The 18,709-nt window shown below is 64.9% G+C and carries 11 protein-coding genes and 1 pseudogene; 9 read left to right on the top strand and 3 right to left on the bottom strand.

Annotated features, from left to right (window positions below; all coding sequences use genetic code 11):
• A partial coding sequence (locus E8E75_RS04390; protein WP_280358117.1) for a cadherin-like domain-containing protein occupies positions 1-1,698 on the bottom strand: 1,698 nt, incomplete at its 3' end.
• Between the two features lie 501 nt (positions 1,699-2,199).
• On the opposite strand from E8E75_RS04390, the gene pbpC reads away from it, so the two are divergent.
• The 3 genes and pseudogenes from pbpC to E8E75_RS04375 all read left to right on the top strand — a co-directional run.
• The gene (gene pbpC / locus E8E75_RS04385; RefSeq protein ID WP_153920641.1) at positions 2,200-4,542 is read left to right on the top strand and encodes a peptidoglycan glycosyltransferase PbpC; all 2,343 of its coding nucleotides are present in this window, start codon (positions 2,200-2,202) and stop codon (positions 4,540-4,542) included.
• Between the two features lie 130 nt (positions 4,543-4,672).
• Positions 4,673-6,604, top strand: a complete 1,932-nt coding sequence (locus tag E8E75_RS04380; protein ID WP_120654333.1) for a methyl-accepting chemotaxis protein — start codon at positions 4,673-4,675, stop codon at positions 6,602-6,604.
• A gap of 241 nt (positions 6,605-6,845) precedes the next feature.
• Positions 6,846-7,180: pseudogene (locus E8E75_RS04375) on the top strand (transposase); the annotation flags it as partial.
• 213 nt (positions 7,181-7,393) lie between these two features.
• Here the strand turns inward: E8E75_RS04375 and E8E75_RS04370 are convergent.
• The gene (locus tag E8E75_RS04370) at positions 7,394-8,524 is read right to left on the bottom strand and encodes a GGDEF domain-containing protein (RefSeq protein WP_153920639.1); all 1,131 of its coding nucleotides are present in this window, start codon (positions 8,522-8,524) and stop codon (positions 7,394-7,396) included.
• An 85-nt stretch (positions 8,525-8,609) separates the two neighbouring features.
• Positions 8,610-9,056, bottom strand: a complete 447-nt coding sequence (locus E8E75_RS04365) for a DMT family transporter (RefSeq protein WP_120654335.1) — start codon at positions 9,054-9,056, stop codon at positions 8,610-8,612.
• 500 nt (positions 9,057-9,556) lie between these two features.
• Between E8E75_RS04365 and fdnG the strand changes: the two genes are divergently transcribed.
• The 6 genes from fdnG to selB all read left to right on the top strand — a co-directional run bounded on the left by fdnG (position 9,557) and on the right by selB (position 18,709).
• Complete coding sequence (fdnG, locus tag E8E75_RS04360) at positions 9,557-12,631, top strand: formate dehydrogenase-N subunit alpha (protein WP_153920637.1); 3,075 nt, start codon at positions 9,557-9,559, stop codon at positions 12,629-12,631.
• Between the two features lie 11 nt (positions 12,632-12,642).
• Complete coding sequence (fdxH, locus tag E8E75_RS04355; RefSeq protein ID WP_153920635.1) at positions 12,643-13,569, top strand: formate dehydrogenase subunit beta; 927 nt, start codon at positions 12,643-12,645, stop codon at positions 13,567-13,569.
• An 85-nt stretch (positions 13,570-13,654) separates the two neighbouring features.
• Positions 13,655-14,287, top strand: coding sequence for a formate dehydrogenase subunit gamma (locus E8E75_RS04350; protein WP_120654355.1), 633 nt, complete (start codon positions 13,655-13,657; stop codon positions 14,285-14,287).
• 127 nt (positions 14,288-14,414) lie between these two features.
• On the top strand, positions 14,415-15,344 hold the full coding sequence (gene fdhE, locus E8E75_RS04345) for a formate dehydrogenase accessory protein FdhE (protein WP_120654356.1): 930 nt from the start codon (positions 14,415-14,417) through the stop codon (positions 15,342-15,344).
• Between the two features lie 48 nt (positions 15,345-15,392).
• Positions 15,393-16,799, top strand: a complete 1,407-nt coding sequence (gene selA, locus E8E75_RS04340; RefSeq protein ID WP_153920631.1) for an L-seryl-tRNA(Sec) selenium transferase — start codon at positions 15,393-15,395, stop codon at positions 16,797-16,799.
• Positions 16,796-18,709 carry a selenocysteine-specific translation elongation factor gene (gene selB, locus E8E75_RS04335; RefSeq protein WP_280358110.1) on the top strand — a complete coding sequence of 638 codons (1,914 nt, stop codon included), beginning with the start codon at positions 16,796-16,798 and terminating at the stop codon, positions 18,707-18,709. Before selA ends, selB begins: the two co-directional genes overlap by 4 nt.

Raw genomic sequence — 18,709 nt, 5'->3', positions numbered from 1 at the left:
CTGGGTGATCAGGCGCGAACCACTGTCTTCGGCGATGGCTTCCAGGGTCACTTCGCTGGTGGTCGGTGCATCGTTGACCGGGGTGATGTCGAGGCTGGCGCTGCCGGCGGTGCTGAGCAGGCCGTCGGTCACCGAGTAGCTGAAGCTCACGGCGGTGTCGTCGTTCAGTGCTGGCGTATAGCTCCAGGTACCGTCGTCGTTATCGACCAGGCTGCCGCTACCGGCGCTGATTTGCAGATTGGTAGCGGTCAGGGCAGGGCCGTCGACGTCCGCTGCGTTGATCAGCAATTGGGCCTGGGTGATCAGGCGCGAACCACTGTCTTCGGCGATGGCTTCCAGGGTCACTTCGCTGGTGGTGGGCGCATCGTTGACCGGGGTGATGTCGAGGCTGGCGCTGCCGGCGGCGGTGAGGTCGCCGTCGCTGATCGTGTAGCTGAAGCTCACCTCGGTATCGTCGTTTTCATCCGGGGTGTAGCTCCAGGTGCCATCGCCATAGTTGGCAAGGGTGCCACCGCCGCTGCTGATCGTCAGGTCGCTGACGGTGAGTTCGTCGCCCTCGATGTCGGTGGCATTGGCGAGTAGTTCGGCCTGAGTGATGGTGCGCGCGCCACTGTCTTCGGCGATGGCCGTCAGGATCACCGGGGTGGTGGTGGGCGCGTCGTTGACCGGGGTGATATCCAGGCTGGCGCTGCCAGCGGCGGTAAGCGAACCGTCGCTGACGGTATAGGTGAAGGAAACCTGAGTGTCGTCGTTCAGCGCCGGGGTGTAAGTCCAGGTGCCGTTGTCGTTGTTGACCAAGGAGCCGCTGCCTGAACTGATCTGAAGGTTGCTGGCCGTCAGGGCGGGTCCATCGACGTCCGCTGCATTGGCCAGCAACTGGGCCTGAGTGATCAGGCGCGCGCCACTGTCTTCGGCGATGGCCGTCAGGATCACCGGGGTAGTGGTGGGGGCGTCATTGACCGGGGTGATGTCGAGGCTGGCGCTGCCGGAAACACTGAGCGAACCGTCGCTGACGGTGTAGGTGAAAGACACTTGAGTGTCGTCGTTCAGCGCCGGGGTGTAAGTCCAGGTGCCGTCGCCATTGCTGACCAGGCTGCCATTGCCTGAACTGATCTGCAGGTTGCTGGCGGTGAGCCCATCACCGTCGATATCGGAGGCATTAGCCAGCAGTTCGGCCTGAGTGATGAGGCGTGCATCACTGTCCTCGGTGATGGCCGCAAGGGTTACCGGGCCGCTGACCGCCGGGGCGTCGTTGACGCCGGCGATTCGCACCGATGCTGTGGCCCAACTGAGGGTGCCGTTCCCCAGGCGGATGGCGTAGGTGAAGCTGTCGGTCAGGTACTCGCCGGCCGAAAGGCTCCGGTATTCCTCGCTCTGGAGGAGCGCGCTGGCGTCGTAGAGAACCTTGACCCTCCCATCCAGCGGGTCCTGGCCGATCCAGATGTGGGCGCCATAGGCGCTGAGGCAATCCTGGTCATGGGCCAGCAGGTCCGCTTGTATCTGCGTCCGGGTCTCCGTGCTGCCATCTGCCGTAACCCCATCGTCCAGGGAGTAGAGCGTCTTGGCCTTGCCGCCTAGGTCGTTCGCCATGACATCCAGACAGATGTAGTCGAGGCCGTCCCGCACCAGATTCTCGTAGAGGAAGCTGTCGCCGCTCGCTTGGGGGGTATTACTGAATGAGACGGTGGAGATGGCCATGCTGAATTCCTTGCGTTGAATTTATTGGTCTTGTGGGCTCTACCAGGGTGAGTCAGTGGTACCAGGCGGGGCCTGGGCCGCCTGCTCAACGGGCTCCAACCGCGGTGGCCGGGACGCGCGAAGCCCGATGGCGGCGCGCAGGAATCTGCGAGCACCCATGTAATGGACTCCTGAAGTGAGCAAGGGACCGTGGGGATGAGAGGCACCGACTACAGCGACGGCCAAAGCACTGTAATGTCAGTTTGATATTCGTTTAGGAGGAGCCCGAGCCGCTGTAAAGGTGCGCCTTGGGGTGAAGAGTACTGGCGGTCAAAATCACGACGAACGGCAAGATAGAGTCGGAAATTTGACTGGCGATGTGATGACACTCAGCTCGCGGAACGGGGTGGCTTGTGGTGAAGGCCGGATGGGACGACCATCTGCTCCCTGCTGCGGACTTGCCCTGGAGACGACATGGCCCGGTACCTTCAGGTTGACCCGGAATCCGCCAGGATGGCGTGGATGAGGTCAGGCCAACTCCGGCAACTCTTGCGCCGGCCCTTGTTACTGATAGCGCTGCTGATGTTGGCGTTGCTCTGGTCCGCCGACCGCCTGTTCCCGTTGCCCCTGCCCGGGGACGACCTGGCGCGTGTGGTGCTGGCTGAGGACGGCACGCCGCTATGGCGCTTCGCCGATGCAGACGGTGTGTGGCGCTACCCGGTGGGCCAGGGGGAAGTTTCGCCCTACTATCTGGAGGCCCTGCTCACCTACGAGGACCGCTGGTTCTACCAGCACCCTGGGGTGAACCCGCTGGCCCTGGTCCGTGCCGCCTGGCTCAACCTCACCGGCGGGCGCGTGCTGTCGGGTGGCAGCACCCTGTCGATGCAGGTGGCGCGGCTGCTCGATCCGCACTCCCGGACCTTCGCCGGCAAACTGCGTCAGCTCTGGCGCACTGCGCAGCTGGAGTGGCATCTGTCCAAGGACGAAATCCTCGCGCTCTACCTCAACCGCGCCCCCTTCGGCGGAACCTTGCAAGGTGTGGCGGCGGCCAGTTGGGCCTACCTCGGCAAACCTCCGTCGCAGCTGACGCGGGCCGAGGCGGCGCTATTGGCTGTGCTGCCCCAGGCACCGAGCCGGCTGCGGCCCGACCGCCATCCCGAGCGCGCCCAGGCCGCGCGTGACAAGGTGCTGCGGCGCCTCGCGCTGTTCCAGGTGTGGCCGGAAGGTGCGGTGCAGGAAGCCATGGAAGAACCGGTGCTGCTGGCGCCACGGCAGGAGCCCAGTCTGGCGCCGTTGCTGGCAAGAAGGCTGAACACGGCCGGTAGTCCGCCCCTGATCCGCACCACGCTCGATGCCGCCCTGCAGCGACGGCTGGAAGACCTGTTGCTGGGTTGGCGAGCGCGACTTCCAGAGCGCACCTCGGCGGCCATCCTGGTGGTGGAGCACCAGAGCATGGCTGTGCGGGCCTACCTGGGCTCGGTCGATATCGCCGACGAGCGCCGCTACGGCCATGTGGACATGGTTCAGTCGGTGCGCTCCCCCGGATCCACCCTCAAACCGTTCCTCTATGGCATGGCCCTGGACGCCGGGCTGATTCATTCCGAATCCCTGCTGCAGGATGTGCCCCGACGCTACGGCGACTACCGCCCCGGCAATTTCGCTGCAGGCTTCATCGGCCCGGTGTCCGCCAGCGAAGCACTGGGCATGTCGCTCAATCTGCCTGCGGTGCAGTTGCTGGAAGCATTTGGCCCGAAGCGTTTTGCCGGTGAGTTGCGCAATGTCGGCGTGCCTCTGGCGCTACCGGCAGCCAGCGAGCCCAACCTCGCACTGATCCTCGGTGGTGCTGGCAGCAAGCTGGAGGAATTGGTCAGTGGTTACAGCGCCTTCGCCCGACAGGGCCGCGTCGCCCCCCTGCGGTTGCAACCCCAGGATGCGCTGCAGGAGCGGCGCCTGCTGTCTCCCGGTGCCGCCTGGATAATCCGCCGTATCCTGGCTGGCCAGGCGCGGCCGGATCGTGACCCACGTGCGCGGCTGACCCAGCGGCCGGTGCTGGCCTGGAAGACCGGCACCAGCTACGGCTTTCGAGATGCCTGGGCGATTGGCGTCGGCCCGCGCTACCTGATCGGCATCTGGATCGGCCGCCCCGACGGCACACCGGTTCCCGGCCAGTTCGGCCTGGCGTCAGCCGCACCGCTGCTATTGCAGGTGCACGACCTGCTGGTGAATCGCGACACCCAGCGCGGCATTGCCCAACCGGAGGACCCGCAGCCGTCTGAAGTCGGCGTGGCCGCCATTTGCTGGCCCCTGGGGCAGCCCATGGCCAAGGGGGATCCGAACTGCCGTCGCCAGCGCTTTGCCTGGACCCTGGAAGGTACCACCCCTCCAACGCTGCTGGCGGCCGATCAGCCGCTCGGCCTGGGGCTGCGCCAGCCCCTCTGGGTGGACGCCGCGGGTCGCCAGGTAGCCGCCGGTTGCAGCGGCGCCAAGGCCCGCGAGCTCGTACTCTGGCCGGCGCCCCTGGAACCCTGGCTGCCGCGCCGTGAACGTCGGGCAGCGCGCCTGCCGATCATGGACCCGGCCTGCCCGCCAGAATTGCCGCCACCTGCCGCCCCGTTGTCCATCGTCGGGGTGCGTGATGGTGACCAGCTGCGCCGTCCATCGGGCAGTGCCGGACCCTTGCGCCTCACGCTCTCTACCCTCGGTGGCAGTGGCAGACGCTGGTGGTTCCTCGACGGCGCGCCGCTCACCGCCACGGCGGCGGAGGAGGGTTTCAACCAGGAGTTCCAGCGCAGCGGCCGGCACCAGCTGAGCGTGCTGGATGAAGCTGGACAAACCGCTCGTCTGGAGTTCGCCGTCACGGACTGACCAGTCGTTCAAGTTTTCGCTGGCGCGCCGATAAGTCTTGTTGGCAAAGAATGGGATTATTGTCGAACAATTTGTATACAATCTCCCGCCCTCGTCTCGCCCCAAACAAGACCTCCAAGGAGACAACTCCATGCGCCTCTGGCAACGCAGTATTCAGTGGCAGCTGATATTCAGCATGGGCGCGGCCCTGCTCGCCGGCATCCTCATCGTCATTGGCATCTATTCGGTGCTGATGAACCGCCTGACCGAACGTTACCTGCTGGATGAAGCCTTGCCCGCCCGCGTCCAGGCGATCGGCAACTCCCTGGAGCGCACCCTTGCGGCCCCGATTACCGCCAACGCCGGCATCGCGGAGAACGCGCTGGTGCAGGACTGGCTGGCCGAAGGCGAAGAGGCGGCCCGCGCCGAAGCATTCACCCGCTACCTGGAAGGTGTGCGCGCCCAACAGAACGCCACTACCACCTCCATCGCCGTGCTGGAAAGCGGCCACTACTACACGGGGCAGGGGCTGGCACGCACCATCGACCGCAGCCAGCCGGAGAACCAGTGGTTCTACAAGCTGGTGGACAGCGACCGGAACCGGGTGCTGGAAATCGACATCGACAAGGGCACCCGCCTGCCGACCCTGTTCATCAACCAGCGCATCAGCCGCAACGGCAAGACGCTCGGTGTTTCCGGCCTGGGCTACAGCCTGCAGTCCATGTCCGAGATGATCCGCGACTTCCGCTTCGGCGAGCGAGGGCGTGTCTTCCTGATGGACAGCGAAGGCAACATCAAGGTGCATCCTGACGCCGCCCTGAACGGCAGTGCCCGCCTGGCCGACGTCTTCGGTGCCGATTCGGCTGCCCAGCTGTTGGCCGCCGGGGGCAGGGCAATTCACTTCACCCGCGATGGCGAGGATTACCTGGCACTGGCCCGCCCCTTGGAAAGCCTTGGCTGGCAGTTGGTGAGCGAAGTGCCCGAAGCGGAAATCTACGCCGAGGCGCGCAAGGCCATGTGGACCAGCAGCTTCGCCGGCTTCGGTGTGCTTGCCCTCTGCCTGTTGCTGGTAGTGGTGCTGGCGCGCGGGTTGGTGCGACCTATTCGCCAGGTCACTGCGGCACTGGTTGAGATCGGCGGTGGCGGTGGCGATCTCACCCGTCGCCTGGACGAGTCCCGTGCCGATGAGCTGGGCGATCTCGCCCGTGGCTTCAACCGCTTCCTGGAAAGCCAGCGCAGCCTGATCGGCGAAGTGCTGGATACCAGCCAGCGCCTGCACAAGGTGGTCGGCCAGGTGGCGCAAGTGGTGGACAACACGGCCAGCCGCTCCAGCCAGCAACAGGAAATGACCGACATGGTGGCCACCGCGGTGCACGAGATGGGGCTCACCGTGCAGGAGATCGCCCGCAATGCCGGCACTGCCGCGCAAGCTTCGCAGCAGGCTCGCGACGAGTCGTTGCAGGCGCGCCAGGTGGTCGGCGAGTCGGTCGGGCATATCGAGAAGATGTCCAACGAGATCGGCGTCGCCGCTTCTGCGGTGAGCGAGCTGGCCAGCCAGGTCGCTTCCATCGACCAGGTTCTGGCAGTGATCCGTGGCATTTCCGAACAGACCAACCTGCTGGCGTTGAACGCCGCCATCGAGGCTGCGCGCGCCGGCGAGATGGGGCGAGGCTTCGCCGTGGTGGCGGATGAGGTGCGGACCCTGGCCAGCCGCACCCAGGCTTCCACCGATGAAATCCAGCAGATGATCCAGCGCCTCAAGCACGGCGCCGAAACCGCGGTGCACTCCATGCACGCCGGCCAGGCTGCCACCGGCACCGGTGTCGAAGCCAGCCAGCGCACCGGCACCTCCCTGGGCGCCATCACCGACCAGGTGGAACGCATCAGCGACATGAACCACCAGGTGGCGGCGGCGACTGAAGAGCAGTCCTCGGTGACCGAGGAAATCAACCGTAACGTGCAGGGCATCGCCGACCTGGCCCACGCTACGGCCAGCGAAGTGCGCGGTTGCCGGGAGGAATGCCAGACCCTCAGTCGCCTGGCTGGCGACCTGGCGCAACAGGTGGGCAAGTTCAGGTTGTGATGACGAGGCAGGACTGCGTCCTGCCCGGCGATTGAAATCGCCCTCACAAGGTCCCTCTGCTTAACGTGCAGGGTGCGCCATGCGCACCGAGTCCGAGCTCATCCTCGGTAATCAATCGGTGCGCACGGCGCACCCTACAGGGAATAACGCTCCCACAAGGTCAACTTTCGGCCCAGACCGTGTAAAAACGTGGCTCGTGCCCTTGCTATGCTGCCGGCGGGTTTCGTAGCGGGGGCAGTCCATGAAGCGTTTCATCTCCGGCGAGTGTCGAGGCCAAAGCACGCTGTTGCCCGAGAGCCTGAATGATTACGTGGCGTACACCAACCCGGTGCGGGTCGGCGATGTGTTCGACGATGAACTCGACCTTGGCCGACTGGGTTTCGAAGGTATCGTCCCCGCGGAAACCGGTCGGCCTGCTTACCATCCTGCTGTTCTGTTGAAGATCTACATCTCGGCTACCTTAATCGCATCCAGTCCAGTCGCCGCCTCGAACGCGAGGCACAGCGCAACGTTGAGCTGATGTGGCTGACCGGACGCCTGATGCCGGACTTCAAGACTATCGCCAACTTCCGCAAGGCCAAGACCTCGGCCGCGGCCGCAGCGGGTCGCTTTGGCAGCGATGAAGGCCTGAAACCCCATTGGCGGCCAGCTGAACGCGTCGCACAGCATCGCGGAAGCCGCACGTGCCCGAATCAGTGAATGACCCGGATCGACACGCCAGGCGCCCAAAGGGCCTCTGGGCGCTGCTAAAACCATCCTGCATCCAGCTATCCATCACCCGCTGTGTTTTTACGCGGCCTGGGCCATCTCCAACCTGTCCCGCCCCAGCGCCTTCGCGCGGTAAAGCGCATCGTCCACGCGCTTGAAGAAGGCTTCGGCGCTGCCAGCGTCGCGCTCGTCGAGGCTACCGAGACCCAGACTCGTGGTTACCGGCAAATGCTGGTCGCCAAGCTGGAAGCCCCGATTGGCCAGGTCCTCGCGGAACTGTTCGGCCAGGTGGCGGGCCTGTTCCATGCTGGTATCGGGCATCAATACGCCGAACTCCTCGCCCCCCAGGCGCAGCAGTGCGTCGCTGTCGCGGCGGAAGAATTCGCGCATGCGCTCGCCGAACGCCTGCAGACAGGCATCGCCCATGCTATGGCCGTGCTCGTCGTTGATCCGCTTGAAGAAGTCGATGTCCATCAGCAGCAACGACAGCTCGCTCCCGTGGCGCTGGGCGGCGGCGCACATGGCCGGGAACAGGTTGTTGAACTGGTAGCGGTTGCCCAGTTGGGTCAGGCCATCGGTGCGGCTCAGGGTGTCCAGACGCTGGCGCTGCTCCAGCAACTGCAGCTCCAGGGCGAGCATGGTGCCGTACTCGCGGTGGCTGCGATTCAGCGCCAGCAGCAGGTAGCTGAGGTAGAAGGTGAGGGTGACCAGCTCGGCACGCGAACCGTCCGCGGAAACACCCAGAACGACCAGGCCCGGCAGGTACAACAGCAGGATGGCGATGATTGCGCGACTTCGGCGCATGGCGAAGTTGAAGGCCATCGCGGTACTGAAGGCGATGGTCGCCAGGGTGCCGATAAGGCTGGAAGAGTGGAAGTCGGGCGCCAGCAGTACCCAGGCGTGGGCCAGGCCCCAGCCGATGGACGAAACCAGGATCACGCCCCAATGCCGGTCCAGCCAGTGCTGCAGTTCGGCTTCGCTTCCTTCTGCCGGTGGATGGTGCAGCAGGCGCGCTGCCAGCATCAGGGCGAAGAATCCGCTACCGAGCAGCCCCACGGCCAGGTGTCCCATGGGGGCTGCGCTGAACAGCCAGCAGAGCAGCCAGGCCAGGAGGTAATAGACGCCGCCGAGTCTTGTGCGTGTGCGGGTGTCCTGCACTTCGCGCCAGAGGCTGAACCGCTCTGGGGAATGGGGTAGATCGGCATCGGTCATCTTTTTGTGATCACAGATACAGCAGAGGTCGGCTGAGCTTAGCCGTTCTCTCTCAGCATTGACATCAGATTGATATCGCTGCCGTTTATCCCCGACGAATGAGCCAGACGCCTCCGACGATCAGCGCCAGGCCGGCCAGTTTGCCGATGCTGATGGGGGCCTCGCGGAAGCCGGCCCAGCCGAAGTGATCCAGCGTCAGCGCCATGCTCAGTTGGCCAGCCAGCACCAGCGTCATGAACAGCAGCGCGCCAATTCGCGGACCTGCGAATGCAGCGGTGGCGATGAATACGGCGCCCAGCAGGCCACCGCTCCACTGCCACCAGCTCACCCCCTTGAGCGCATCGAGGGTCGGCAGCTCGCGCTGTATCAGCACCACGGTGAGCAAGGCCAGGGTGCCGACCACGAAGGACACCAGGGCAGCGCTCATGACGCTGGAAATCTGCTTGGCCAGTTGGCCATTGATGCCGGCCTGCAGGGGCAGGAAGGCACCGGCGACGAAGGGCAGGGCGAGCAGCCACCAGGCCTTGGGCATGGCGATCTCCGGGGGAATTCGAGGGGCGCCAAGTATGCCCGAGCAACTCCCGGAAGCCGAATCTCAAGGTCCGCCAGGGCCACGCCGTGGCCCATGGGCGCTGCAACGTGCCTTCAGGGTCACTGCATTTTCCCCTTGAGCGTCTTGGCACTTAGCTCAAGTCCTTCGCTGTCTCCCAGAAGCGGGTAGAGTTTTGCCTGGCCACAACTAACGTCCTTGGCGTCCTTCGCCTTCGGAAGCTCCCTGTGTATTCAAGGCACGAAATCGCCACGGCTTCGTAGGGGCGAATTCATTCGCCAAGCAGGTCTAAGGGCTGCCCATCAGGGTTTGGAGGGGCCAACTGAGCTGCCCTTGGCGATTGAAGTTGCCCCCACAGGAGTGCCCTGGGCGCCGGCCCAGGGAGGGCACTCTGGCTTTACCCCCGAACCTGACTACCCTTTTATTGGATGTGCCTGCCCAGCTATGTACTGGGCAGGGCCTGCCTGATGAGGGAGAACACGATGGACATGAATCGTCGTCAGTTCTTCAAGGTCTGTGCCGTGGGCCTTGGAGGATCGAGCCTGGCGGCTCTGGGGGTAGCGCCCCCGGAAGCTTTCGCCGACCAGGTGCGCCATTTCAAACTGGCGCGCACTGTCGAGACGCGCAACACCTGCCCATACTGCTCGGTCGGCTGCGGCCTGATCATCTACAGCCAGGGCGACGCGGCGAAAAACGTCGCGCAGAACATCATCCATATCGAAGGCGATGCGGATCACCCGGTGAACCGTGGAACCCTCTGCCCGAAGGGCGCCGGTCTGCTGGACTTCGTCCACAGCCCCAACCGACTCAAGTACCCGGAGATTCGCGAGCCCGGCTCCAGCGAGTGGAAGCGCATCGAGTGGGATGACGCCCTCGATCGCATCGCCAAGCTGATGAAGGCCGACCGCGACGCCAACTTCGTCACGCAGAACGCCCAGGGCCAGACGGTGAACCGCTGGCTGACCACGGGCTTCCTCGCGGCGTCGGCGTCCTCCAACGAGGCCGGTTACATCACCCACAAGGTGGTGCGTTCCCTTGGCATGCTGGGGTTCGATAACCAAGCGCGTGTCTGACATGGCCCGACGGTGGCAGGTCTTGCCCCGACGTTTGGCCGTGGAGCCATGACGAACCACTGGACCGACATCAAGAATGCCGATCTGGTGCTGATCATGGGTGGCAACGCCGCCGAAGCCCACCCTTGTGGATTCAAGTGGGTCACCGAAGCCAAGGCGCACAACAACGCCCGGTTGATCGTGGTCGATCCGCGCTTCACCCGTTCGGCCTCCGTTGCCGACTACTACGCGCCGATCCGCACTGGCACCGATATCGCCTTCCTCGGTGGACTGATCAACTACCTGATCAGCCAGGACAAGATCCAGCACGAGTACGTGCGCAACTACACCGACGCGCCCTTCATCGTGAACGACGGCTTCACCTTCCAGGACGGCCTGTTCAGCGGCTACGACGAAGCCAAGCGCGCCTACCCCGACAAGTCCACCTGGAGCTACGCCAAGGGTGAGGACGGCTACGTCCGCGCCGACATGACCCTGCAGGACCCGCGCTGCGTGTTCCAGTTGATGAAGCAGCACTACAGCCGCTACACGCTGGACCTTGTCAGCAGCATCTGCGGCACGCCGAAGGAACAACTGGAAAAGGTCTGGAGTCAGGTCGCGGAGACCTCCGACCCGCGCAAGACCATGACCATCATGTATGCCCTGGGCTGGACCCAGCACTCGGTGGGCTCGCAGATGATCCGCACTGGCGCCATGGTGCAGCTCCTGCTGGGCAATATCGGCATGCCCGGCGGCGGCATGAACGCCCTGCGTGGCCACTCCAACATCCAGGGGCTGACCGACCTTGGCCTGCTCTCCAACTCCCTGCCGGGTTACCTGACCCTGCCGGCAGATGCCGAGCAGGACTATGCCGCCTACATCGACAAGCGCGCGGCCAAGCCGGTGCGACCGGGGCAGATGTCCTACTGGCAGAACTACGGCAAGTTCCACGTCAGCCTGATGAAGTCCTGGTTCGGCAAGTCGGCCACTGCCGAGAACAACTGGTGCTATGACTGGCTGCCCAAGCTCGATGTGCCGGCCTATGACGTGCTGCGCTACTTCGACCTGATGCACCAGGGCAAGGTGAACGGTTACTTCTGCCAGGGTTTCAACCCGATCGGCTCGTTCCCCAACAAGGCCAAGGTCACCGAAAGCCTCAGCAAGCTGAAGTACCTGGTGGTCATGGACCCGCTGGCCACCGAGACTTCCGAGTTCTGGCGCAACGCCGGCGAGTTCAACGACGTCGATACCGCCAACATCCAGACCACGGTGTTCCGCCTGCCCGTCACCTGCTTCGCCGAGGAAGACGGCTCCCTGGTCAACAGCGGTCGCTGGCTGCAGTGGCACTGGAAGGGTGCCGAGCCGCCCGGTCAGGCGCGCACCGACATTGCCATCATGGGTGGCCTGTTCCATCGCTTGCGCGCGGCGTACCAGAAAGACGGCGGCGCTTTCCCCGACCCCATCCTGGGCCTGGACTGGAACTACCTGCGCCCGCACGAGCCGGGGCCGGATGAAATAGCCCGCGAGTTCAATGGCAAGGCGCTGGCCGACCTTACCGATCCGGCAACCGGCGCGGTGCTGTTGAAGGCCGGCGAGCAGATACCCGGATTCGCCGTGCTGAAGGACGACGGAACCACGGCCAGCGGCTGCTGGATTTTCGCAGGCAGCTGGACCGCCGCAGGCAACCAGATGGCACGTCGTGACAATGCCGACCCCTACGGCATGGGCCAGACGCTGGGTTGGGCGTGGGCCTGGCCGGCGAACCGGCGCATCCTCTACAACCGCGCCTCAGCCGATCCGTCCGGCAAACCGTGGAACCCGGACAAGAAACGGCTGGTGTGGTGGAACGGCAAGGCCTGGACCGGCACCGATGTGCCGGACTACAAGGCTGACGTCGCGCCCGAAGCGGGCATGAGCCCGTTCATCATGAACCCCGAAGGCGTGGCGCGTTTCTTCGCCCTCGACAAGATGAACGAAGGCCCGTTCCCTGAGCACTACGAACCCTTCGAGACCCCCATCGGGCGCAACCCCTTGCACCCGGAACACGCCAAGGTCACCAGCAACCCGGCAGCCAGGGTGTTCAAGGGTGACTGGGAAGCGTTCGGCAAGGCGGCCGACTTCCCCATCGCCGCCACCACCTACCGCCTCACCGAGCACTTCCACTTCTGGACCAAGCACTGCCGGCTGAACGCTATTACCCAGCCCGAGCAGTTCGTCGAGATCAGCGAAGTGCTGGCCAAGGAACTGGGCATCGCGGCGGGTGATCGGGTCAAGGTCTCCTCCAACCGCGGCTTCATCAAGGCCGTGGCCGTGGTGACCAAGCGCCTGAAACCGCTGACCGTGGACGGCAAGACCGTGCACCAGGTCGGCATCCCGTTGCACTGGGGCTTCTCTGGTGTGGCGCGCCCCGGCTACATCACCAACACGCTTACTCCCTTCGTCGGCGACGGTAATACGCAGACACCGGAGTTCAAGTCGTTCCTGGTCAAAGTGGAAAAGGCATGAGGAGCTGAGCCATGGCATCACAAGACATCATCGCCCGCTCCGCCACCACCACGCCCATGCCATCCGTGCGCCAGATGGACGAGGTGGCGAAGCTCATCGACGTATCCAAGTGCATCGGCTGCAAGGCCTGCCAGGTAGCCTGCTCGGAATGGAACGACCTGCGTGACGAGGTCGGCCAGAACCACGGCACCTACGACAACCCGGCGGACCTCAGCGCCAACACCTGGACCCTGATGCGCTTCACCGAGCACGAGAACGAGGCCGGCAACCTGGAGTGGCTGATTCGCAAGGACGGTTGCATGCATTGCGCCGAACCCGGCTGCCTGGCGGCCTGCCCGAGCCCGGGCGCCATCGTGAAGTACGCCAACGGCATCGTCGACTTCAACCAGGACAAGTGCATCGGCTGCGGTTACTGCATCACCGGTTGCCCGTTCAACATTCCTCGCATCTCGCAGAAGGACCACAAGGCCTACAAATGCACCCTGTGTTCCGACCGTGTATCCGTGGGCCTGGAGCCGGCCTGCGTGAAAACCTGCCCGACCGGCGCCATCGTCTTCGGCAGCAAGGAAGACATGAAGGAGCACGCCGCCGAGCGCATTGTCGACCTCAAGTCCCGCGGTTTCGAGAACGCCGGGCTGTATGACCCGCAGGGCGTCGGCGGCACCCACGTCATGTACGTGCTGCACCACGCCGACCAGCCGTCGCTCTACGCCGGCCTGCCGAACGACCCGGCCATCAGCCCGATGGTCAGCCTGTGGAAAGGCGTGACCAAACCCGTTGGTTTGTTGGCAATGGGCGTAGTGGCGTTGTTCGGCTTCTTCCACTACGTGCGGGTCGGCCCGAACAAGGTCGAGGAAGACGAAGCCCCTCGGGGTGATTCGGCAGTCCACAAGGTCGACCCTTCGGTGCACAGCTTCGATCCCAAGGCACCGAAATGAACGCGGCACAGGACAACCCCCTCTCCCTTCAGGGAGAGGGCTGGGGAGAGGGTGGCAGGACTCGATCCCAGTTACGGAGCCCGATATGAACAAAGACATCGAACGCTACACCCCCTCCGAGCGCAGCAATCACTGGGCGGTGGCCATCCTGTTCTTCCTCGCCGGATTGTCCGGCCTGGCGCTGTTCCATCCAGCCCTCTTCTGGCTGACCAGCTTCTTTGGCGGCGGCCCCTGGACGCGCATCCTGCACCCGTTCCTCGGTGTTGCCATGTTCCTCTTCTTCATCTGGCTGGCCATGCGCTTCGCCCACCACAACCGTTGGGCGAAATCCGATAGCCAATGGCTGAAGCAATGGAAGGACGTGGTGAACAACCGCGAAGACAAGCTGCCTGAAGTCGGCCGCTACAACGCCGGTCAGAAGTTGCTGTTCTGGGTGCTGCTGCTCAGCATGCTGGTGCTGCTGGCCACGGGCGTGGTGATCTGGCGGCAGTACTTCAGCCATCTGTTCGGCATCGACCTCATCCGTCTCGCCGCACTGCTGCACGCCTTTGCCGCCTGGGTGCTGATTCTCAGCATCATCGTGCACATCTATGCAGGTATCTGGATCAAGGGTTCCATCAGCGCCATGCTCCACGGTTGGGTCAGCAAGGGCTGGGCCCGCAAGCACCATGGCGCCTGGTACAAGGAAGTGACCAAGGGTGAGGGCGGCAAGCACTGACCGATCCAGACCAGGTTCGTAGGATGGGTGGAGCGCAGCGATGTCCATCAATTAGGCGCAAATGGTGGGTATCGCGTTGCTCCACCCACCCCACACAAGCCCCAAGCAGTCACTGAAGGAGTCCTGCGTGTCAGGCCAGATACTCGAGCCCGGCCAGATCGAGGCCGCCGCCAACATCCCACCCTTTCTCCACCTGCCCGGACGCGACCTGTTCCACGTACGCGCGGCACGCCTGCGTCAGCTCGCCGAAGGCCATCCACTTGCCGGCTACCTGCTGCTGGTGGCTGCACTCTGCGATGCCCAGCAAAGGGTGCTGGACAACCCGCCGCCACTGCCCGGCCCGGCTCCCGAAGCCCTGGCCCGCAGTCTTGAACACGGCATGCCGCCCATCGCCTTCGAGGCGCTGGTGCGTGCCGATGGCTGGCTTTCCGTGCTCGATGCCTTGCTGGAGCGCTTCCCGGCACCGGCCAACGCGGCCGTCGCCGATGCCTTGCGACAGTTGCGCGAAGCTGATGCTGCCCAACGCAAAACCTGGGGAGTGGGCCTGCTCAGCGGACAGTTCGACTTGCTGCCGCCTGCCATCGCCCCCTTTGTCGGTGCTGCCCTGCAAGTCGCCTTCAGTCACTGGCTGCTGGCCCTGCCCGACGGTTCCATTGTCGAGAACGACGCCAAGGTCCTGTGCCCGGCCTGCGGTTCGCCCCCGGTCAGCGGCATGATCCGTCATCGCGGCAAGCACAACGGCCTGCGCTACCTGGCCTGTTCGCTGTGCTCCTGCGAATGGCACTACGTGCGCCTGAAGTGCAGCCATTGCCAGGAGAGCAAGCACCTCGCCCATCTCTCCCTCGAACGCGACGATGTGAAGGGCGAACAGGCGCCCATCCGTGCCGAGGCTTGCCCCAGCTGCCAGGGTTACCTCAAACAGTGCTACCTGGAGTTCGACGCTGAGGCCGAGGCGCAGGCCGACGACCTGGCGAGTCTCGACCTCGATGTGCGCCTGAGCGAAGAAGGCTATCTGCGCCGCGCGCCCAACCTCCTGCTGGCCCCTGGATCGGAATAAGCACCTAGACTCAAGCACGGACCCAATGCCCCGCGCTAAGGAATGCCCATGTCGGCCGCTCGCTTGCCTTCTGTCGACCGCCTGCTGCGCAGCCCGGCCTGCGCCCCTCTGCAACGCCGTTACGGCCGTGAGGCCCTGCTCAAGACCCTGCGTAACCTGCTCGACGAATTGCGCGAGCCGGCGCGTCATGGCCAGCTCGCCGCCATCGAACTGACCGATGCCGTACTCGCCGGTCGTGCTGGCGAGCGCCTTGCCGCCGCCCACTCCAGCCGGGTGCGGCGAGTGTTCAACCTCACCGGTACCGTGCTGCACACCAACCTCGGCCGCGCCCTGCTGCCGGATGAAGCCATCGAAGCCATCACCTTGGCGGCACGCTACCCGCTCAACCTGGAGTTCGATCTCGCCAGTGGTAAACGCGGCGACCGCGACGACCTCATCACCGGCCTGGTCCGCGAGCTCACGGGTGCTGAGGCAGTCACCGTGGTCAACAACAACGCCGCGGCGGTGCTACTGGCGCTGAATAGCCTGGGCGCACGCAAGGAAGGGGTGATTTCCCGAGGCGAACTGATCGAGATCGGTGGCGCATTCCGCATTCCTGACATCATGGCCCGCGCCGGTGTGAAACTCGTCGAAGTGGGCACCACCAACCGCACCCACGCCAAGGACTACCAGGCCGTCATCAGCCCGCGCACCGGCCTGCTCATGCGCGTGCACACCAGCAACTACAGCGTGCAAGGCTTCACCGCCAGCGTACCCACGGCAGAGCTGGCGACCATCGCCCACGCCCATGGCCTGCCCCTGCTGGAAGACCTCGGGAGCGGTACGCTGGTGGACCTCACCCGCTGGGGCCTGCCCAAGGAACCCACTGTGCAAGAGGCCCTGCGAGACGGCGCTGACATCGTCACCTTCAGTGGCGACAAACTGCTCGGCGGCCCTCAGGCAGGACTGATCCTCGGCAGCAAGGAGCTGATCGGGCGAATCAAGAAGAATCCTCTCAAGCGCGCCCTGCGCGTGGACAAGCTGACCCTCGCTGCCCTCGAGGCCGTGCTTGGCCTGTATCGCGATCCGGAACGCCTGGCCGAGCGCCTCACCACCCTGCGCCTGCTAAGCCGCTCGCAACAGGACATCCAGATTCAGGCCGAGCGCCTTGCGCCACAGGTGGCTGCGCAACTTGGGGCTGGCTGGCTGGTAAGCGCGGTGCCGGCACTCGGGATGATCGGTAGCGGTGCGCAGCCGGTAGCACGCTTGCCCAGCGCAGCCCTCTGCCTGCGCCCACAACAACCCAAGCGCCTGCGCGGCCGAGCGCTGCGCTTGCTGGAAGAAAACCTGCGCACCTTGCCCATCCCGGTGATCGGTCGCCTCGACGACGACGCCCTCTGGCTCGACCTGCGCCAGCTCGACGATGAACCCGCCTTCCTCGCTCAACTGCCGCAACTGCAGGGGGCCGTTGAGTGATTGTCGGCACCGCAGGCCATATCGATCACGGCAAGACAGCACTCCTCAAGGCCCTAACCGGCCTGGAAGGTGACCGCCGTCCGGCCGAGCGCGAGCGCGGCATCACCATTGACCTTGGTTACCTGCATGCGGACCTCGGTGACGGCCAACCTACTGCCTTCATCGACGTGCCTGGCCACGAACGTTTCATCCACAACATGCTGGCCGGCGCCTGTGGCATCGACCTATTGCTGCTGGTCGTGGCCGCCGACGACGGAGTGATGCCGCAGACCCGTGAACACCTTGCCATTGCCGAACTGCTGGGTGTCCGCAGGGCCGTTGTGGCGCTGACCAAGCTCGACCGTGTCGATGCCAAACGTGTGGGCCAGGTACGAGCCGAGGTCACGGCGCTGCTGGCGCCGGGGCCATTGGCAGGTGCTGAAATCTTTCCGGTGGACAGCCTTGGCGGACAGGGGATCGACACGCTGCGCCAGGCGCTGTTGGCGGAAGCGGCGCGCAGCACCGGGGGCGACACTGACGGATATTTCCGCCTGCCAATCGACCGCGCCTTCAGCGTCTCCGGTGCGGGTGTGGTGGCCACCGGTACAGCCTTTGCCGGGCGAGTGAAGGTAGGGGATGAGCTGGTCCTCAGCCATTCTGGCCGAACGTTGCGCGTACGCGGCCTGCACGCACGCAACCAGCAAGTACAAGAGGTCCAGGCGGGGCAGCGCGTGGCCCTCAACATCACGGGCGACCGCCTGAACCTGGAACAGATTCATCGCGGCGACTGGCTACTGGCCCCGGCCCTGCTGGCGCCCACCACACGTGTGGATATCGACCTGCGCCTGCTGCCCAGTGAGCCCCACGACCTCGCCCACTGGACGCCGGTGCACATTCACCTGGGCGCTCAGGACGTCACCGGTCGCGTGGCGTTGTTGGAGGGCACCAGCCTTGCCCCCGGCCGCCGCAGTTTCGCCCAACTGCTGCTGAATGCGCCGGCCCATGCGGTACACGGCGACCGTCTGGTGCTGCGTGACCAGTCCGCCCAGCGCACCCTCGGCGGCGGCCGTGTGCTCGACCCCTTCGCACCTGCGCGCAATCGGCGCACGCCCGAGCGACTGGCCCAACTGCAAGCGCTGCGCGGAGACGGCCTGGAAGCCGCCTTGCCGGCCTTGCTCAGCACGGCCAGCAATGGCCTCGACCCGCAGTTGCTGGAGCGGCAGTTCAACCACCCCCGCGTCGGCTGGGCGCTGCCCGCCGACGCGGTAGAAATCCCCACCCGCATCGGCCTGCGACTGTTCGCCAAACAACGTTGGCAAGCGCTGGAACAGCAACTGCTCGACGGCCTGGCCCGCTTCCACGCCGAACTCCCCGATGAGCTCGGCCCCGACCGCGACCGTTTGCGCCGCTACGCCCTGCCTGAACTGGAACGACCCGTCTTCATCGCCCTGCTCGAGCAGTACCTCGCCAGCGGCGCCGTGCAAGCCAGCGGCGCCTGGCTGCACCTGCCGGACCACCGCGTGCAGTTGAACGAAGCCGACGAGGCCTTGCGCCTGCGCATCTGGCCGCTGCTGGAGGCCGGTCGATACGACCCGCCCTGGGTTCGCGACCTGGCCAAGGAGCTGGCGGTTGAGGAGGGCGCCATGCGCCTGTTGGAACGCAAACTCGCCCGCCTCGGCCTGCTGCATCAGGTGGTGAAAGACCTGTTCTACCCGGACACGACTATCCGCCAACTGGCTACACTGGCCCGGCAACTACAGGATGAAAGCGGCAGCATCAAAGCCGCTGTCTGGCGCGACCATCTCGCCATCGGCCGCAAGCGCAGCATCCAGTTACTGGAATACTTCGACCGCATCGGCTTCACCCGCCGCATCGGCGACCAACGCAAGATCAGGGAAGACTCTGCGCTAGCCCAAGCGTCCGACCCCTGA

The organism is Pseudomonas sp. BN606 (assembly GCF_029873115.1).
GTDB lineage: Bacteria > Pseudomonadota > Gammaproteobacteria > Pseudomonadales > Pseudomonadaceae > Metapseudomonas.
Note: the sequence above shows the minus strand (reverse complement) of the source record. Positions and strands in the feature narration are given on the sequence as shown.